This window comes from Thalassoroseus sp. (assembly GCF_984380535.1).
In genome coordinates, this window is sequence record NZ_CFHRBF010000006.1 from 114,406 (window position 1) to 132,118 (window position 17,713).

A 17,713-nucleotide genomic window follows, 5' to 3' on the forward strand; every position below is an offset into this window, starting at 1 on the left:
GACGGTCTGGATCAAAACCTACACCCAGTGGAGAAACGGAATGTCGCGGCGACAAACATTGTGGGCATGGGGAGGCTTGTTGAGTGCGGTGGTGCTGGCGTTTTTGTTCGGCATGCCAAAGACCGATGCTCAGGAACAAGCGGTCACGAAGAAGAAGCAAGTTGAGGCAAAGACGGTTCCGGTGACCGAGTTGTTGCCTCAGAACGCGGTGCTCCTGTTGCACTGTGCCGGGAGTTCCACACACGCAGAAGCCTGGAAACAAACCGCTGCTTACGAATCGCTTTACGAGTCCGGGTTGATGCCCGCCGTGATGAAAGTCGTCGATTCCTTCAAAGTCCAGGCCATGCGATCGATGCCGCCGGGGGCTGCGGACTTCAGCTTGTTCACAGACCTGTATGAACATGTGATGGAAAACGGCGTATCGCTGGCTGTTGCCCTACCCGCGATGCAAGGTCCACCGCTGCCATACGGTGTGGTTGTGCTTCCTGGTGCGGCGGAAATGGAGCCCGAGATCAGTGGGTTCATTCGCAAGGCGAGTGCTGGAGATTTGGAATTTCGTGAAGCCGAAGTTGAACAGCGTGCCGTCGTCAGCGCGACCCTGCCCGACAATCCGATGGTCGAGTTCGGATGGTGGACCGAAGGCGATCACCTGGTGGTCGCAGTCGGCGTGGATGCCATCAATCAGGCGATCTCCGTGGCATCGAAAACGACACCGAACGCGTTGGCATCGCCGGTTTGGAAATCGTTGCAGTCGGAAGTGGCAGACGATGTCGCCGTGGTGTCTCAAGGCTGGTTCGATTTCGGTCAACTCCGCAACACATTCGGTCAAATGCCGATCCCGAATCCGAACCGCGATCCCCAAGCCGAGCCCATGCAAGTCGACGATGTCTTGACGGTTCTGGGAATTAAAGATCTGGGGCCAATTCGCTTCCGCACAGGATTCCGTGGCAAAGCTCAATGGAGCGAAATTCACGCGATCGCACCTGGCCCACGAAAAGGTCTACTCGCATTCGACGATCAACCGTTGATGACACTCGAAGACCTGCCCGTGTTGCCGGCTTCGACCGAGGCTTTCGCGGTGTGCAGTGTGGATTGGTCACGTTCCTATGACGAACTCATCAACATCATTCGTGGCCTCAGTCAATTCGGTCCGCCCGATGCAGCCGCAATGACCGATGGCATACTACAAAGTTTGCCACAAATTGTCGGTTTCGATCCAAAGACCGAGTTTGCTGACGCTTTCGGACCGGTGGCTTGTATCTACACGGACTCAGCCAATGGTATGTTTGGCCTCGGGAGTGCCGTTGCCATTCAAGTGAAAGATAAGGATACACTTAGCGACACGCTCGACCATATCTTCGGTGTCATTCGCGAGCAAACCACGCCTCGTGAATTTCGTCTACGATCCAAAACCAAGCATGGGGTGAAGATTAAGACATTGGAGATTGCCGGTGGAATTGTGAATCCTTCGTATGCCATCGTCGATGGCTGGTTGGTCATCGGGATCTTGCCACAGAGTGTCGAGGCGTTCTCGTTACGAGTTGATGGCACATTGCCTCATTGGGAACCGAACGAAGAATTCCAGGCAGCTTTCGAAAGTTTGCCGCAGGAGTTTACGTCGCTCGTTTATGTCGATCCGCAAAAGAGCGTCCAGACCTTGGCAGGATTTGCACCGGTCGTGCTTCCCATCATCAAACAAGCGACAATGGGTTTTCAGGTCAATCAGTTTGATAACGGAAATCGGCCGTTTGGAGCACCGCAGCCGTTCGATCTCGCATTGGCGGAGATTCCGCCGGCTGAGTTGATCGCGGCCAACCTGTTTCCCAATCTTTCTGTCACAACCAAAGATGAGAACGGCTTCCACTGCTATAGTCGGACATCGCTGCCTGCAATTCCGTTGCTGGGAAGTGGGGGCGGGAGTGGTGTGGCCGTGGCGGCTGTGGGTGTGGCTTTGCTATTGCCCGCCGTTCAACAAGCCCGCCAAGCAGCCCGACGCACACAGTCGAAGAACAATCTGAAGCAACTTGGACTCGCGTTGCACAATTATCATGACGTTTTCCGTCATCTCCCGATCGGCACACATCCCAATACAGACCTGAAACCGGAGAAACGTCTGAGTTGGATCTACGATGTCCTGCCGTTCATCGAACAAAGTTTCCTCTTCGAGCAGATCAAAGCTGATGAGGCTTGGGACTCCGATCACAACAAAGAGTTCGCAAGACCGGTGATCGAAGCGCTTATCAATCCGGCGAGTCAACCTGAGCCTGTCGAGGGTGATTTCGGTGTCACAAACTATGTGGGGATTTGTGGTGTCGGCAAAGACGCTGCGACGCTGCCTTTAGGTGACAAACGCGTCGGTGCGTTTGGTTACGATCGGAAAATCAGCTTCCGAGATGTGACCGACGGTCTTTCCAACACCGTTGGGATTTCGGAAGCGTCCGGTAAGATCGGACCATGGGCCGCCGGTGGAGACAGCACACTGCGATCCCTAACGACAAAGCCGTACATCAACGGTCCCGATGGAATCGGCAGTCCATTTAACGGTGGATGTAACATGATGATCCTCGACGGTTCCGTCCGCTTCGTTTCCGAGAACATCGATCCCGAAGTGATGGAAGCCCTCTCAACCATTCACGGTGGAGAAATCATCGGCGATTTCTAAACCGAAACGATCTTCGTCAAAACTCGTTGCCCGTCGACACCTCGGCGGGCTTTTTATATTCTGTAAGAATGTTGCCCCCACTGAACGACACCGACGAAAACCGTTTTCAGACGATCCTCCGAGATACCCACTCGGCGGTTCGTTCCTATTTGGCCGGTCTGGGTGTGCCAACCGCGTCGGTCGACGAGTTGGCGACGCGATGCTTCTTGGAGTTGTACCGGAACTTCCACCGTATGCCGCCGGATGCTTCACCGGAATTTTGGGTCAAGGGAATCGCCAAAAACCTGGTACGGGAACTGTTGGCCGCCTCACCCAACCGTCTTTCGCTGTCGGAGTCTCTCAGTGAGACCTCGTCGGCAATCCAGCGATCCCTGTCGATATCGAATTTCGATACCACACTGACGGAGTGCATTGAGAAACTTCCCGATGACCGGCGGTCGCTACTAAAGTCGCGTTATGAAGCCGATGTCCCGGCGACGCGGATTGCGGGAACATTGGGCCAGACCGTGGGGATGATTCGCGAAACGCTCTTTCGAATTCGTGGCGGTCTCAAAGACTGTGTGACGCGGGGAGTGGGACGCGACTCATGAATACACACGACGAACTGGTCCGATTGTTTCTCGATGACCCGGACGCATTATCTGACGACGAACTCCAACTGCTGTCGAATGAAGTAAGGCAACAATCGGCGATTGCGGAGCGGCTCAAAGATCATCTGTTACTGGCCGAACTGCTCTCTCGTCGATTTTCCCCGAGTCGACAGAGTTTCGTCGACCAAGTCAACCGCCGAATTCGTTCCGAAACTGCCGCGCAGACAGCGGTGAAGTCGCAACCGGTCGCGCCAGCAGAAACTTCAGCGTCTTTGCCCGCCAAAACGAAAACATCTGGTCGAAAGACGCTGGTGTTCGTTTCGGCGTTCGCTGTATGCTGGGCGGTTCTTTTGGCTTGGTTGGAAACAACGCCATGGGCGAACAAGATCGGATTTGTGGCCAGTGTCAACGGGCCCGCCTTTCTGGAGCGGAATGCTCATGGCGTCCGATTGGTCACAGGAATGCCGATTGTGGCGGGCGATCAGATCGAAACTCTCGACGACTCCACCACGACCATGGAATTGTCCGACAAGACTCGGTTCGAGCTTTCGGCGAACAGTATCGCGCACATTGCCAAGAACGCAGCGGGCCAGCCGCAGATTCATTTGGATCACGGTCAGTTGTCCGTCTCCATACCGACGACCGACCAGCAGCAGGCAGTCTATTGCACGACTCCAATCGTGACAGTAAAAATTGCCAAGGGACGATTCCGGTTAGAACACACCGAGGATCGAACGATCATCAATGCCGAGGAAGGTCTGGCACAGGTTTCTCTCGTTGAGCCGGGTCACGCGGTTCGGAAAATATTGAGTGGTCAGATTGCGAACGTTAAACCGCAAGATATTACGATTGAAACAGGGCCTTGGCCGTCGAATGCTGATCGCGTTGTGTTTTTGTTGCCTCCGGATGCGTCACAGACTTTTACCGCCGAACAAGGTTTGCAGGTATTCGCGACCGGTCCGGCGGGGCCATTCCCACTGCGACCACGTCAAAATGCTCGGTTCGAAGCCGGGGAAATGGTTTTCGAAAATGGGGCGTTTTTAGCGGATCAGTCCGCGGGCGAAGCGATCTCTCGTGCACTGCGAACCGACCCAATTCTTGCCATCGAGTTGACGATCCTGCCAGAGAATGTCTCACCGGATGAATCCGGGACTATACTCGCGTTTTCGACTGATGACGGGACCTCACCTCTGGCGTTCTATCAAGACGGCGACTCGCTCGGTCTCAAAGTGCCCGGTCCGCCTGCGGAAAGTCGGTTCTTGGGTCGGCTCATTGATACCGATCCTCAGCATGTCGTTGTTGTGATCACTCCGCAGCGATTGCAATGTTTTATCGACGGGGAGTTGGCGGCCGACCATCGGGATATCGAGTTCGACCTCTCGTCGAGACCAGCCGAATACCTTGTGTTCGGAAATGACTGGCTTGGAGAAACACCCTGGAAAGGCACTCTCGAAGGAATCGTGATTTACTCCCGTGAGCTGTCACGCGATGAGATTCGCCGAAACGGTTTGCATTTCCGACTCATGCGACAGTCGACGAAAACGGTAGAGCCGAAGTAATGCCCAGTTCGTCAAGTCACTTCGCGCACGAATCCAAATTTGAGCCGCGATACTGCCCGGATCGTCCGTTTCCCGGGTACGCCTTCGTTCCTGGCGTGCATCCACATCCGGTGAGTGATCCGGCTGGTCATTCATTTGGAAGTGTTCGCCCCGAACCAACCGGTGACCCGACAGACCCAGAGTTCCGCGAGGAATTTTTGTTCGGAGTCGATTTGTTCAATGCAGGATACTATTGGGAAGCCCACGAGGCATGGGAGTGCCTGTGGATCGCGTGCGGTCGAAAAGGACAGCGTGCAAGGTTGTTACAGGGCTTGATCAAACTCGCCGCCGCGGGGGTGAAGTGCCGAACGGGGAATGGAGTAGGTGTTGGTCGTCACGCGAGTCGGGCAATCGAATTGTTGAGCGAGTCGCGGGAACTGGCCAAGGATTTCGGCATTCAGAACCTCAACGAAGTCATTCAATTCGCCAGAGAAATCGTCGATTCCCCGATCATCGATACCACGGAAACTCGCAATGGGCGAGTCGTGTTACCTATGAGGCTGGTCCTCTCAATCGCGTTTCTTGAGACCGGCTTTCAGTAAAACTTTTCCGACTTCCCAAAACTGCTGCATGACACGTCCGGCTTTGTTCTTGGAAATGTCTTGATGTAGAGATCGTAGTAGAGCGGATGCTCTCGCGTCGCCGAGTAGTGGTGTCATCGCGGGTAACAGATACTCTTCGACACCGAACACACGGTCTTGCTCACCATCGGTGCACACTGGAATGACGCCCGCTACACGATCCTCCAAGACCTGATTGTGGTACTCAACCGCCTCACGAATGCTAAGTTCCTTGGGCCGCTCGCCGTCCGGCCATTCGTATGGCGGAGCCCACTCGCGGAGTGGTCGTAAACGATCAATGTGGGTCAGAACGCCGAGAACGGGGATGGGCGTCAAATCCCGACGGGACTGGAACCAGTCTTGCAACATCTTGACGACTTCCGCGTCCGGTTGCTTCGCCGGGTTGGCGGCATTCATCACCATCAGGACCAAGTCAGACTGTTTCAGGGCCGTCTCCAACTCATCACGTTGCTTTGCAGTGAACCCCTCGGTCGCATAACCGATCGTGTCGAGGACGGTTAGGTGGTCGTTGGTTTCCGTCCGGTGAAGTTGATACCGCGTGATCGTGGAGGTCGTCGGCACCAAATCAACTTGGGCTTTTTGCTCCCCGAGTAATGCGTTAATCAAACTCGACTTGCCAGCATTTGTTTGACCGACCAGACAGATCGTAATTTCACTTCGTTTCGAAGGTTCTGGAACGTCTGATGTCGTATCCGATGTTGTTTCGGGAGTTCCGGTGGCATCGAAGTTCTCGTTCATGCGGTCCATCATGTCGCGGAACCGTTCCGCTCCGCCGGCCAACCGACCGCTGTTCAATTCGATGACATAAAACCCGAGTCGATGCACGTAGGAAACGTAAAACCAGGACAACAGGTTTTCTTGAATGTTGTCCTTGATGGGAGAAATCACCATACGTGAAGTTGCATAGCGAGCAACCACAGTGGCCGGTGCAAATACGGCGGAAACTGGCCAGTAAACTTTACTGAACCGTTCGTACCATTTGGGGACCTGCGAGAGACGTCGCCAATGTTTGATCGTTAGCAGATGCCCCGCGGGAACGTACTGGTCGACCATTTTCGCAAGGTCTTCGAACACCAACTGGGCAGCGGCAAGAATCTCCGGAATGGTCAGGTTTTCCACCGGATCGGAACTCTTGGGGTGATAAACCACCGCGAGTTCGCTTGCCAGTTCCAAGGCCAGGTCGAAATACATCTGTGGACGGAGCAATCGTTCCTGATCGAGATTCTCCCCTGCCCTAGCTTTCTTCTCGACGATGGCCCAGGCGTCGCGATCGCGTGGAGTCCAGTGCGGAACATTTTTCGGTTTGGGAGACTGCAAGATCTTCCAGCGGGTTCGCCAGAATCGCATCAAGATCAGTGCCGATCCCCAGCATAAAGCGATCGGAAACCAGATCCATCGCGTCCAGCCGATTTGCCACAACGCATAGGTGCCAAATCCCAGGATGATCAGCCAAGGCAGAATCAATAGAGTCCAAACGAGAATCAGTCGCCAACGGCTCACAGTGTTTCCTTTTCGTCGGTCACGGACGTGGAACTTGCCTCGCCGTCGGATTTGTGCTTCGCCCATAATTTGTGAGCTTCAGCAATGCGGTCTTTCAAGACGACCTTCAATTCGGCTTGCGTCGGGGAATGCCCGGCCAATCGTTGCCCGTAATACCAGCAGCAGGCTTCGCCGAGTCCATATGTCGAGGCGAACGCTAACGCGGCATTCGCAGCCTGCCCGACAAACGGGATGAGCTTCAACGGTTCCCGGATGGCTTGCCGAAGCAGCAACCGACCGCCCATTGCACCAGCCATTTGCAGGAACTGTTCCCAGTCCAATTTCTTGCCATAGAGCAAACTGAGCCGACGAATCAGTTCCGACTGAATCCCCGCGACGGCCGGAATGTCCACCCAGGGCAACGGCACCGCTGCGGCGGTTGCTGCCATTGTCGATGCACCGAGAATGTACGGTGCTGCCTGTTCCTCATGAAGTTCCCGGAGAGATCCCATGACATCGGTCATCGTAAGGAATGTCTGCCGGTAGGCGGCGGGCAACTGGTCGATAAAGGCCTGCTGTAACCGATGACCGCCAAAATCGATCGGCGTGTAACCATCTTCCTCCAATGTGAAGTCCAACGGAACGATGACGTCGACCAATTCTCGAAACCGATTCCGTTGTTCTTCAAGCCCCCGTCGCAATCGCTCCGGCAGACGGTCAGTTTGCCATTCGTCGTTTGGTGATTGTCCGAACGGATCTGGTTCGGGGTGTTGTTCTTGTTCGGGCGGATACAGTTCATGCAAACAAGTAACGGCAAGGATCACCGGTCGGTCGGGCTTAGCCCTGCGGATCCGTCGGAGTGGTTCCAACATCGGTTCCAACGCATGGTCAGTCACACGAATTGTGACAAGCATCAAATGGGCGACATCATCAAACTTGTCGATGTCTTCCGTCGGATCGTATCCAACTTCTCCAAGTCCTCGGGTATCAAGGAACTGTAATAATGGTTGCTCGGATGACGGAAAGTCATACCGTTGGGATTGCTGGGTTTCCGGCCGGAATCCGGTGCCGATCGTGGCCCGTTCCGCCTTGGTAAGATACTTGATGATCGATGTTTTCCCACTGCCGGTTTTGCCGAACAGCCAGAAGACAGGTACCGGAGTCGCCGACATCAACCGCGTGCGTTCGGCTTCGAACGCCTCGTGGGACCGGGGACTCAATCCGCGTTTCTGAAACCAACTGCGGACTTTTTGAAACATCAGATTTCGCTTCACCTCTATGGTACATCTTGCGGGTTTGCTCTGGTGTGAAATTATATCCAACTGACGCGGTGCTGTCGCCTGCCGATGTACCAGCATTGAACCCCTGACAGACGTCGGTACGATGGAGAGTATTCAGCGGACCGAACCACGGTCTTTGGAGTCCGGATGGAATGTGGAACAACTACGGTTTTCGAAACGCCACCGGACAAAAGTTGATCCGATCCCAAATCCCCCGCTCATCAACAACTCACCGACGGAGTTTCTGAAATGATTCGAAAATTGACGCGAGCCCTGCTGATTGTCAGCATCGCGGTCTTGTCGCATTCTGCAAACATGCTTGCCGACGATGCCCCTGCCAAAAAGAAAGACGCCCAAAAAAAGGAATGGCGATCGCTGTTCGATGGGAAAACCCTCAAGGGTTGGGAAGTTGCGAAGTTCGGGGGTGAAGGGGATGTGACGGTCGAAAACGGGGCGATCTACCTCGAAATCGGCAACTACATGACGGGCATCCGAGCCACGCAAGAGATTCCCAAAATCGATTATGAAGTCGAGTTGAAAGCCCAACGTGTCGCGGGCACGGATTTCTTTTGCGGAATGACATTCCCGGTCGGCGATGATCCCTGCAGTTTGATTCTTGGCGGTTGGGGAGGCGGCGTATGCGGTCTGTCCAGTATCGATGGGTTGGATGCCTCCGAGAATCAGACCACGTCGTATCGCCAATTCAAGAACGGAACGTGGTACCAAGTCCGCCTGCGAGTCACCAAAGAGAAAATTGAGGCGTGGATCGACGATGAGCAAATCGTCGATCAGGAACTCGATGGCCGAAAAGTCTCCATTCGTAGTGAAGTCGAACTCTCCAAACCATTCGGATTCGCCACCTGGGCAACTTGTGGAGCGTTGAAGGACATCAAAATCCGAAAAACTGCCGCCGCTTCGAAATCCAAGGAAGACAACGGAAAACCTGTCTCGCAATAATCAGGTAAAGCCCACCGGAAACGTGTTGGCACGTCTCGCCGGGTCCACCAACGGTGATTCTAGGCGACGAAGCGATGACGTTTGTCAACATGTTGAAGGCGGCGTGAGCGGTTCTGGCTGGGTTTTTGGCGTATTTTTGATTCTCTGTTCGCTTGGCACCATGTTTGCGACTCTGGTCAACCCAATAGAACACTGTCGCCCCACGCAGAGTGAAGTTGCTCCAAGGAACCCAACGTGAATCTCAGGCAGACAGCCGAACTGGCCGGCCATTTAGCCGCGGAAGCCGATACCATCGACGACATCAGCCGGTTGCGGATTGCCCGTTCTGTCGGGCGTTACCGCGATTGTTGTCGTCGCCGTCTGGATATCTGGACGGATCAGATCGTTCCATCTGCGAAATGTGATGTCGAACAGATTCGACCAATCATCGCCGAAGTCTTCGTGACCGAAATGCTCACCAGTGTGTGGAGCGGTGTGTTTCACGCATTTGGCCATCGAACCGACGATGCCGAAATTGCCGCCGCAGCACACGAAGCATTCCAACTGCACCAGTCTGCGCGGCATCGTGCAATGACTTGGATGCTTCAGCAGTCCGATGAATCGCCGCGTGCGATTAGCGAAATCGACGTCATGCGTCGGAAATGCGAACGCTGGACGGACGTTTTGCTGGGCATCACGACAGCTCCTGTGGATTGGCATCGGTACGCTCACGAACCCGAACGTGCTCGCGATTTCTCGGAAGAGCACCTTGGAAAAGAGGCGAGCGTTCGCAATCAAATGCTCTATCGGTCACTACGGACCGCCTATTCGACGGTTGACTGCCACTTTTCACCCGCCATTTTATGTCATGATGAGATCGCAGTCAGCTTGACCACAGTCTTACCGTCTTCCGCACGACTCTTGGCAAACTCGGCACCACTACAGTTTCGTAGTCGGGCTGTCAAATCGCCGATCCGATTTTCACGTCTCATGGCGAACCGAGAACCAGCTGACCCCGATCAGGATTGATGTCATATGGACTTCATCGATCTGCAACTCTCGCACGCCCGTTCGTTGGTATACATCGGTGAGGTAGCCGTGTTTTATGTGCCGATTGTGAAGCTCGATGAAGAGAAATTCGGAACCAATGGCAAAACGCCGCGTGCGATGTTTGAAGCATTCCTGATTGGCCACTTCAACGCTTACACGTTGGAAATCAGCGATACCCAAGGATTCTGGCGACAACACCGACGGAGCAAAATTTTCCGTGACAAAAATGCTCGCTATGAAGTCAGTTTTCGTGGCCAGGAGAATCTCTCCGACTTCGTGCAATTTCTGTCACGCATGTGTCGCGTGATGCGTGAAGAGGCCATTTATCTCACAATGGGCCAAAAGAGCTGGTTGGTTCAGCCGGAACCGCCACAGAAAGACTGACATTGCTCCCATCCGAAGGGATGTGCTAAAAGCCGTCGGCCGCTGGTTTCCAGCGGTTTCTCACGGTTTGCACTCTCCACTCCGGGATTGACGAGCATGACACAGACCTCGTCCACCATATCACAAGGTTGGTTTACCAGGAATTTCGCTGCCAAAGCGGTCTGCCTATTGGCCGTTGCGATTCCATGTTTCGTGTCGATCGGCTTTCGACAGGCGGGCGCAAGACCCACGGAATCCGCTGGAGTGGTCGATCGGCCAGGCTTAACCTTCGATCAATATGCGGTCAATCTTGGTAAAGTCCCGGCTGCGAAAGTTGTCCAAGCACGCTTTGGTTTTCGCAATACCGGCGATGAACCAGTGACGATCACCAAGCTCGAACCAAGCTGTGGATGCTTGCAACCCAAGATCGAGAAAACAACTTACGCACCTGGTGAAGCTGGGACATTCTACCTTCGCTCCGATGCGGCGACGCAAGAGTCGGGACCGAAAGAGTATTGGCTGACCGTCAATTACGAAGACCCGGAACCAAGACAAACGAAGCTTCTTTTCAAGCTCGAACTTCCTGAACAGCGGGTCACAATTTCACCCCGGGCATTGACCTTCTATCAATTCAGCAACCAACCTACGACGCAAACTTTCACCGTCAGCGATTTCCGTAAGCAACCACTAACCGTACTGCGAGCAAGTTGCAAGTCGAGCTTCGTCGATGTTCAAGTCAATCATTTGTCGGCAGAAGAGAAAGTCGCCGGACCGCAGGCGGAGATTGCGGTCAAGGTTGCGGGAGAAGTTCCCGCTGGGTTGCAGGAAGGTGTCGTCAAAGTCGAGACCGACGACGAAACCTATCCTACGCTATGGATTCCCATTCAGATCGTCGGAAAACCGCAAACCCCTCAGGCGAAGACGACCGTCAAAGAACGCCACCTAAAACCGCAATGACAGCGACGATTCCGGCAATCCCTAATAGGACGAACCAAAACGGTTTGCCGTCGAACGTCGATGTCGTTTGCGTAACGTACCATCCACAGTACGGACACTGTTCGGCATCTTCGTAGACTTCTTCGCCGCAGTTCTCGCAGTTGACAGTGTCGGTGGTCTCGTCGTCCCATTCGTCCATGCGGGTCGTTCCTTTTTCCGTGCCTTGTCAACGTTGAACAACCGGACGGAAATTACGGATTCTTGATACTGCCAAGCCGTTGACGGAAATAGTCTGCCTTTTCTTGTGAAGACATGCGACCGAAGTCGGGCGCGGCGTGCTTCGGTTTTGCCGACGGAGCGGCGGGTGATTTGGTTTCTGATCCGGTGGGTTGGTCTTTGCTTTCCCCATAGCTCGTTTGAGTCGCCTGCAGCACTAAATCGTCCTCTAGCGACCGATGCGGTGGGATGCCGAGTTTTTCGAGCACCGCATGGTAAGCTCGGACAGCTTCTTGAGGTTCGAGCAAGCCATCAGCGATGTAACGGAGAAACTCGATAAACGCAAGCTGGCATTCGGCCTGGTTGATTTTTCGTCCGAACAGTGCCGCCCTCGCCCCGTATTTTTTGGCATCGTGCAATAACTGGAATGCATCGAGCGTCGTCCCCGCTGCACCACCTAAGACGCCGACAATCAAATGAGGATCGTAGGCAACCAGTTGCTCCATCGCCCGTGGACCTTGGTAGGCGATCTTCAGGAAGATCGGTCGTCCTGCTGAGGCAACACCTGCAAGAGTTCGGGCGATGACATCATTGATGAAATTCGGTCGCTGTTCCTCGGTGATTGCTTTTGGAAGATTGGGATTGAAAACTTCCAAAAAATGGCGAAACCCTTTCCGCTCGGCTTCGACACGAAACTCGTTGTAGGCTTCGAGTGTCGCTAGATCGAGTTCGCAGTCATTGTTAAAGGTCACAGAGTATAGACCAAGATTCGCCCCCCGAGACCGTTCTTGCGGTTCGCAGTCGAGGTGTCCGCACTGAGCGTGATCGAGCTGAGTCGTGCGGAACGGTTTGGCAGCCGCCTCACCGATACGACTTCCCCGAAAAACATGGACATCGGTAGTATCGTTGGCCCGAATCGCTGGCGTGACGTGGGACCCGTCGAATAGGTTCTCTTGAAGCGTCAAGACTTCACTCGTGCTCGTCGACATCAAAACGATATCGACGATACCTTGTCGGATGACCTGACGAATTTGCTCGCGGTACTCTGCCAGTGTCTTGAAACGCAATTCGCCGTCATGGCGTTCCGGCGATACACCAGGGGCACCGATGCCGAATGCCATGTCAGCATCTTTGGCATCGGCAATGATAAACTCCTTAGAAGTCGAAGGGTTCGCATGGATGTCGCTAAGCTTCCAATCCAAGGATTTCATCGGCACATCACTCATGAATCGGCTCACGGACAGTTCGGCGTCAATAGAGTTCTCAGCGGAGCGTCTTGAGAGTTCACTTCAAGTCTGGATTACAGGACTTTCTGAATCGTCTCACGCAACACACCGGCGGAATTGACGAGTCCCATTCGTTCCTTGGGCCACAGATCGATTTCGATTTGCTCCATCACACCCGCACGTCCCACGACCGTCGGCACAGACAGACAGACTTCATGGATGCCATATGCACCCGTCTGCAATGACGATACCGGAAGAATTCGTCGTTGATCCAAAGCGATGCTATGCACAACTTCGGCAATTGAAACACCCACTGCGAAACCGGCTCCACCTTTCTTCTTGATGACTTCCGCTCCGCTGCCCCGCGTGCGACGTTCCACATCTTGGAGAAGGCCAGGCGTGACACCAGGAAACTTGTCGATCGGCAAACCGGCAATCTGAGCGGCCGACCACATGGCAACCATGCTGTCACCATGCTCACCCAGCATCATTGCCGAGACTTGTGTCGGAGGAACCTCCAATTGCAGCGACAACATCCCTCGCAGTCGAGTCGTGTCGAGCACCGTTCCAAGACCAATCACTCGTTCGGGCGAAAGTGAAAGCTCACGAACAGCTAGGTACGTCAAGACATCGACCGGATTGGAAACCACGAACACAGTCGCATCAGGTTTGTGTCCGTGCGTTTTGATATCTGCCAGAATCTTCCGGAACAGTTCGACGTTGCGATTGATGAGATCGAGTCGACTCTCGTCGGGTTTTCTCCGCAAACCCGCCGTAATGACGATGACGTCGCTATCGACAACAGCTTCCGTGCCCGCTGCGTAGATGACTTGATCTGCCAGAAACGATGCACCATGGATGAGATCAAGTGCTTGCCCTTCGGCCGCTTCTCGATTCACGTCGATCATTACGATCTCGCGAACGACTTGACCTGCTTGCAACGCAAATCCGGCACAGGAACCGACAAGGCCACCGGCCCCAATAATACTAACCTTCATGATGTCTACCTATATATGAAGTTCACCGAGCTAGTAACCGCGTGAGTCGTTCAATCCTAACCGTTGCGGTTTCTGTCCCGTGTTGGCCGAAAGTCAAAGGCGTTTTCGTACTGCGATGCGGTCTAGCGTTGCATGGCGGCCATGACTTGCTCGGTAATTGCTTGGACAACCGCTTCCGTGTCCATCGATGCTTGGCCGTTTGACTTGGCCTGCGAGTTCGATTGGGCCTGCAAGTAACCTGGGTACTGCGGAGCCGGTTCAAAAGCGCGTTGCTGGGGCATCTTTTCTTGATATCCATCGCGGAACGCACTGTTACTACAGAGATCGCAGTCTTCGACGTGAAATCGCGGATCGTCAAAGCCTAGTTTCTTTTTGAGATCTAGCAACTCGGTCGACTCGCGTTGGTCGAGGTACTGAATCGGACCAAGCTGTTTAGCAAGCAGCAGGATTCGGCAATATGCGTCGAGGATCTCAGTCTTCCAGTAGGCCTCTTCTAATGTCTTCCCGAAACTGACGGTCCCGTGGTTTGTCAGAATAATTGTGTTCGTACTCTTCAAGAACGGAACCACAGTATCAGCGAACGCTTGCCCGCCAGGAGTTTCATAGGGAGCAAGTGGTACCTCGCCCATGAATACTTCGATTTCCGGAAGCACACACTGAGGGATCGGCTCGCGGGCAACGGCAAACGCAGTTGCATGCGGCGGATGACAGTGCACGACCGCTTTCACATCCGGGCGATGTTTCATGATCGTGAGGTGAAGAAGAATCTCACTCGTTCGTTTCCGTTCACCGGCAAGTTGCTGGCCGTCGAGATCGACCATACAGATATCTTCCGGTTTCATGAAGCCCTTGCAGATCATAGTGGGAGAACAAAGAACTTCATTGTCTCCAACTTTGAAGGAAATGTTTCCATCGTTAGCCGCGGCGAAACCTTTGTCATAAACGCGTCGGCCAATCTCACAGATCTGCTCTTTGATTTCTGGATTATTAAAGAGTGGGTGATACATAGAACTGGTTACTTTCGTGTACTAGGTTTCTGGCTAAATGACTTCAATATGATCGAGAATAGCCGCGTTATAGGCGTCGATCGGTTTTGTGTCCGGGTGAAACGGTGCAGCTGCTTCCGCACCTTCACTGATAGCAATTTTCGCGTCTTCATGAGCCATGAGTTCATCATAAACAACTATTGGCTCGCCGCGTCCTTGGGTGGAATCGTTGATCCCTTCAAGCATCAAGGGAACAACAACTGCCCACCTGGCACCAACTAGGGACGGATGGCATTCGGACAGCGTGAGTTTTCCAATGACTTCGCCAATTCGCATCGTGCTAGTCACCCCACTTTTGAAATGTTGGCGGTGCGGATTGAGTGATCTCTCGGATCAAGTTTCGCACGGTATACAACGGAACTGGTTTCGTATGAATACAGAACACATTGGCTTGGATCTGAGTTTGTGTTGCCCGTACCTCTTCAGGGGTGCTGACGACCGCCGCACGTACTTTGGGCTGACGATTCACACGACAGGCAACTTCATAGACATTCTCTGTGCAGATGAGTACACCCGATGAACTAGCCCGGCAAATCTTCGAAATCGTCTGAGCAACAGCTTCAGAGTTAGAACTCACCAGTTCCAAAGAGACGTTCTGCATGTCTTTGATCACAGGCTGAATTCGCGGTGCATCATTCAGGAGCAGCACCGACCATCGCGCCGATTCTTGCTCGGAAGCTAACTGCGAAGCGGATGTCCGTGACCATGTGATGTTTTTGCGGCGAAGGTAATCTTTTGCCGATGGTGTGAGGATCGTTCGTTCCGAGACGAGAACCTGGCGGGTGAGTTTGAGTCCCTTAAGGATGTCCTCTGTCAGTACCGAATTGCTCAGACGCGTCGCAACTTCTGAATTGGCTTTGACAGGCTGACCATTGGTTCGGTTGTTTTCGCTCGAACGTGCGTCACCGAAATCGATACGCTTGAGAACGTCGCGTACGACTTGGTCGATGAATTCGGAATCAACATCCGACCGGACCACAGGGATACCTTTCAGTTTTTAGCTGCTGACTGCGAATGAGTAGGATCGACAATACCAATCACTGCCCACCGGACAGGAGTTTGGTCCGAATCCATCATCATCCGAACTTCTTTACCGTCGCTTGTGATGAGGACATGATCACCAATCGCACTACCAAGTTTGTCAATTGCTAGGAATGGATAGCCATCAATGCTGTCGTGCATACCAAGAGGTTGAACGACTAGTAATCGCCACCCTTGCATGCTCTGGTGTTTCACGCTGGCTGTCGCGTGTCCAACGACTTTGGCAACATTCATCGGGGACTACTTCTAGACCACATTCAACGCGCCAGCGAGGACGCATCGACGTTGGCGTGTAAAGGTCAACGGATTCGTGACGCCTTCGCCTGTCGGAGTGGCGATGCTGAATGAGAGATAACCCTCGCCTCCCAACCCCAGGCCGGCCATCGAAGGACCGTTTTTCACGAATAACGTGGTGTTCATTTCCCGACCCATGTGTGTCATGGTGTCGACGTTTCGACTATGAATAATCGCCGTGTGCCCAAAACCATGTTCGTAGTGTTTTGCCAGCTCAACCGCATGATAGGCGTCTCGAGCACGCACGAACGGAACGCAGGGCATCATTTGTTCTTCAGCGACGAACGGGTTGGATTCATCGCACTCGGCAAACAGGATTTGAGTTTCCTTAGGAATACTCAGACCGATTTGCTGGGCAAGGAACGATGCATCCTTACCGATCAAATCACGGTTCAGTGCAGTTTTGGGTTTTCCAGTCTTAGGATCCTGGACGGTCTTGAAAGCAACGGCTGTCATTTCTGCAAACTGCGACGGTGAGAGCCGGTAACCTCCGTGTTTCTCAACGGAGTTCAGCAGTTGGTCAAAGATCGCGTTGACGGCGAAGACTTCCTTCTCGCCAATGCAGAGCAAGTTATTATCGTAGGCGGCACCGGCAACGATGGAAATCGCGGCACGTTCGAGATCAGCGGTTTCGTCCACAACCACCGGTGGGTTACCCGGACCGGCGACAATTGCCTTTTTGCGACTAGCAAGTGCCGCTCGTGCAACACCAGGGCCACCGGTAACGCAGAGCAATCTGACATCCCGGTGATTGAAGATTTCTTCAGCCGACTCAAGCGTGGGCTCCGCAACAATTGTTACGACGTTTCGTAGCCCGGTTTGTTGCTCGATCTGTTGATTGAAACGACGAACACCTTCGGCGGCGATCCGACGTCCACTTGGGTGAGGGTTACAGACGAGTGAATTCCCGGCTGCGACCATGTTCACAATGTTTCCCGCGAGTGTCGGGAGGGAGTGGGTCACTGGCGTGATGACACCGACCACACCAAACGGGGCATACTCGGTCACGGTCAGTCCGTTGTCACCACTTACACAGTCGGCACGCAGCCATTCCGTCCCTGGCACATCTTTAATGATCTTGAGCTTCTCGATCTTGTGCTCAAGTCGACCAATCTGAGTTTCTTCGAACTCAAGACGCCCAAGTTCTTCAGCTTGTTCGAGACATGTCTGCTTGACAATTTCAATGATCTTCTTGCGAGCAGCCATTGGAGCTTTGCAGAGCTGCTCATAGCCAGACTTGGCAGCTGCGATCGCGGATTCGGCATCTGCAAACACACCGAATTGCCCCGATGAACTTGCAGGGCTCGGCTGCGAGATCTGATGACGAATACCGGGGCGTGCAGAAGGCTGCTTGCCGAGCTTTGCGAGAACTTCCTCGACGACTTGGCGAATGGCTTGTTCGTTTGCTTGGACCATT

The 17,713-nt window shown here is 53.7% G+C and carries 18 protein-coding genes; 8 read left to right on the plus strand and 10 right to left on the minus strand.

The window, feature by feature from the left end:
- Positions 1-40: 40 nt before the first annotated feature.
- From AC5DDB_RS09720 to AC5DDB_RS09735, 4 genes are all read left to right on the plus strand, one after another.
- A complete protein-coding gene (locus AC5DDB_RS09720; protein WP_491739522.1) occupies positions 41-2,662 on the plus strand; it encodes a DUF1559 family PulG-like putative transporter in 2,622 nt (873 codons plus the stop codon).
- A gap of 68 nt (positions 2,663-2,730) precedes the next feature.
- Positions 2,731-3,252, plus strand: a complete 522-nt coding sequence (locus AC5DDB_RS09725) for a sigma-70 family RNA polymerase sigma factor (RefSeq protein WP_491739523.1) — start codon at positions 2,731-2,733, stop codon at positions 3,250-3,252.
- Positions 3,249-4,811, plus strand: a complete 1,563-nt coding sequence (locus tag AC5DDB_RS09730) for a LamG-like jellyroll fold domain-containing protein (RefSeq protein ID WP_491739524.1) — start codon at positions 3,249-3,251, stop codon at positions 4,809-4,811. The genes AC5DDB_RS09725 and AC5DDB_RS09730 overlap by 4 nt, the downstream gene beginning before the upstream one ends.
- Positions 4,811-5,392 (plus strand): DUF309 domain-containing protein, encoded by a 582-nt coding sequence (locus tag AC5DDB_RS09735; RefSeq protein WP_491739525.1) that lies wholly within the window; start codon positions 4,811-4,813, stop codon positions 5,390-5,392. Before AC5DDB_RS09730 ends, AC5DDB_RS09735 begins: the two co-directional genes overlap by 1 nt.
- On the opposite strand, the gene AC5DDB_RS09740 is transcribed toward AC5DDB_RS09735, so the two are convergent.
- Positions 5,360-6,931 (minus strand): GTPase family protein, encoded by a 1,572-nt coding sequence (locus AC5DDB_RS09740; protein ID WP_491739526.1) that lies wholly within the window; start codon positions 6,929-6,931, stop codon positions 5,360-5,362. The genes AC5DDB_RS09735 and AC5DDB_RS09740 overlap by 33 nt on opposite strands.
- Positions 6,928-8,169 (minus strand): GTPase family protein, encoded by a 1,242-nt coding sequence (locus AC5DDB_RS09745; RefSeq protein ID WP_491739527.1) that lies wholly within the window; start codon positions 8,167-8,169, stop codon positions 6,928-6,930. Before AC5DDB_RS09745 ends, AC5DDB_RS09740 begins: the two co-directional genes overlap by 4 nt.
- A 270-nt stretch (positions 8,170-8,439) precedes the next feature.
- Between AC5DDB_RS09745 and AC5DDB_RS09750 the strand changes: the two genes are divergently transcribed.
- From AC5DDB_RS09750 to AC5DDB_RS09765, 4 genes are all read left to right on the plus strand, one after another.
- Positions 8,440-9,147 (plus strand): 3-keto-disaccharide hydrolase, encoded by a 708-nt coding sequence (locus AC5DDB_RS09750; protein WP_491739528.1) that lies wholly within the window; start codon positions 8,440-8,442, stop codon positions 9,145-9,147.
- A 234-nt stretch (positions 9,148-9,381) separates the two neighbouring features.
- Complete coding sequence (locus AC5DDB_RS09755) at positions 9,382-10,155, plus strand: hypothetical protein (protein ID WP_491739529.1); 774 nt, start codon at positions 9,382-9,384, stop codon at positions 10,153-10,155.
- Positions 10,156-10,161: 6 nt separating this feature from the next.
- Positions 10,162-10,560 carry a hypothetical protein gene (locus tag AC5DDB_RS09760; protein WP_491739530.1) on the plus strand — a complete coding sequence of 133 codons (399 nt, stop codon included), beginning with the start codon at positions 10,162-10,164 and terminating at the stop codon, positions 10,558-10,560.
- A 96-nt stretch (positions 10,561-10,656) separates the two neighbouring features.
- Positions 10,657-11,496 carry a DUF1573 domain-containing protein gene (locus AC5DDB_RS09765; RefSeq protein WP_491739531.1) on the plus strand — a complete coding sequence of 280 codons (840 nt, stop codon included), beginning with the start codon at positions 10,657-10,659 and terminating at the stop codon, positions 11,494-11,496.
- Here AC5DDB_RS09765 and AC5DDB_RS09770 read toward each other — a convergent pair.
- The 8 genes from AC5DDB_RS09770 to AC5DDB_RS09805 all read right to left on the minus strand — a co-directional run bounded on the left by AC5DDB_RS09770 (position 11,468) and on the right by AC5DDB_RS09805 (position 17,712).
- Entirely contained in the window at positions 11,468-11,674 is a 207-nt protein-coding gene (locus AC5DDB_RS09770) for a hypothetical protein (RefSeq protein ID WP_491739532.1), read from the minus strand. The genes AC5DDB_RS09765 and AC5DDB_RS09770 overlap by 29 nt on opposite strands.
- 52 nt (positions 11,675-11,726) lie before the next feature.
- A complete protein-coding gene (locus tag AC5DDB_RS09775) occupies positions 11,727-12,902 on the minus strand; it encodes a beta/alpha barrel domain-containing protein (protein WP_491739705.1) in 1,176 nt (391 codons plus the stop codon).
- 89 nt (positions 12,903-12,991) lie between these two features.
- Complete coding sequence (locus AC5DDB_RS09780; RefSeq protein WP_491739533.1) at positions 12,992-13,915, minus strand: malate dehydrogenase; 924 nt, start codon at positions 13,913-13,915, stop codon at positions 12,992-12,994.
- A gap of 122 nt (positions 13,916-14,037) precedes the next feature.
- Complete coding sequence (locus tag AC5DDB_RS09785; RefSeq protein ID WP_491739534.1) at positions 14,038-14,922, minus strand: class II aldolase/adducin family protein; 885 nt, start codon at positions 14,920-14,922, stop codon at positions 14,038-14,040.
- 33 nt (positions 14,923-14,955) lie between these two features.
- Positions 14,956-15,237, minus strand: coding sequence for a EutN/CcmL family microcompartment protein (locus tag AC5DDB_RS09790; protein WP_491739535.1), 282 nt, complete (start codon positions 15,235-15,237; stop codon positions 14,956-14,958).
- A 4-nt stretch (positions 15,238-15,241) separates the two neighbouring features.
- Positions 15,242-15,940, minus strand: a complete 699-nt coding sequence (locus AC5DDB_RS09795) for an RpiB/LacA/LacB family sugar-phosphate isomerase (RefSeq protein ID WP_491739536.1) — start codon at positions 15,938-15,940, stop codon at positions 15,242-15,244.
- An 11-nt stretch (positions 15,941-15,951) separates the two neighbouring features.
- Positions 15,952-16,236, minus strand: a complete 285-nt coding sequence (locus tag AC5DDB_RS09800; protein ID WP_491739537.1) for a EutN/CcmL family microcompartment protein — start codon at positions 16,234-16,236, stop codon at positions 15,952-15,954.
- A 12-nt stretch (positions 16,237-16,248) separates the two neighbouring features.
- Complete coding sequence (locus AC5DDB_RS09805) at positions 16,249-17,712, minus strand: aldehyde dehydrogenase family protein (protein WP_491739538.1); 1,464 nt, start codon at positions 17,710-17,712, stop codon at positions 16,249-16,251.
- Position 17,713: the final 1 nt, after the last annotated feature.

Excerpts from the sequence above, each read along its gene's own strand:
- AC5DDB_RS09720 (WP_491739522.1), top strand. The coding sequence starts at position 41 with ATGTCGCGGCGACAAACATTGTGGGCATGGGGAGGCTTGTTGAGTGCG.
- AC5DDB_RS09725 (WP_491739523.1), top strand. The coding sequence starts at position 2,731 with ATGTTGCCCCCACTGAACGACACCGACGAAAACCGTTTTCAGACGATC.
- AC5DDB_RS09730 (WP_491739524.1), top strand. The coding sequence starts at position 3,249 with ATGAATACACACGACGAACTGGTCCGATTGTTTCTCGATGACCCGGAC.
- AC5DDB_RS09735 (WP_491739525.1), top strand. The coding sequence starts at position 4,811 with ATGCCCAGTTCGTCAAGTCACTTCGCGCACGAATCCAAATTTGAGCCG.
- AC5DDB_RS09745 (WP_491739527.1), bottom strand. The coding sequence starts at position 8,169 with ATGTTTCAAAAAGTCCGCAGTTGGTTTCAGAAACGCGGATTGAGTCCC.
- AC5DDB_RS09750 (WP_491739528.1), top strand. The coding sequence starts at position 8,440 with ATGATTCGAAAATTGACGCGAGCCCTGCTGATTGTCAGCATCGCGGTC.
- AC5DDB_RS09760 (WP_491739530.1), top strand. The coding sequence starts at position 10,162 with ATGGACTTCATCGATCTGCAACTCTCGCACGCCCGTTCGTTGGTATAC.
- AC5DDB_RS09765 (WP_491739531.1), top strand. The coding sequence starts at position 10,657 with ATGACACAGACCTCGTCCACCATATCACAAGGTTGGTTTACCAGGAAT.
- AC5DDB_RS09770 (WP_491739532.1), bottom strand. The coding sequence starts at position 11,674 with ATGGACGAATGGGACGACGAGACCACCGACACTGTCAACTGCGAGAAC.
- AC5DDB_RS09775 (WP_491739705.1), bottom strand. The coding sequence starts at position 12,902 with ATGAAATCCTTGGATTGGAAGCTTAGCGACATCCATGCGAACCCTTCG.
- AC5DDB_RS09780 (WP_491739533.1), bottom strand. The coding sequence starts at position 13,915 with ATGAAGGTTAGTATTATTGGGGCCGGTGGCCTTGTCGGTTCCTGTGCC.
- AC5DDB_RS09785 (WP_491739534.1), bottom strand. The coding sequence starts at position 14,922 with ATGTATCACCCACTCTTTAATAATCCAGAAATCAAAGAGCAGATCTGT.
- AC5DDB_RS09790 (WP_491739535.1), bottom strand. The coding sequence starts at position 15,237 with ATGCGAATTGGCGAAGTCATTGGAAAACTCACGCTGTCCGAATGCCAT.
- AC5DDB_RS09800 (WP_491739537.1), bottom strand. The coding sequence starts at position 16,236 with ATGAATGTTGCCAAAGTCGTTGGACACGCGACAGCCAGCGTGAAACAC.
- AC5DDB_RS09805 (WP_491739538.1), bottom strand. The coding sequence starts at position 17,712 with ATGGTCCAAGCAAACGAACAAGCCATTCGCCAAGTCGTCGAGGAAGTT.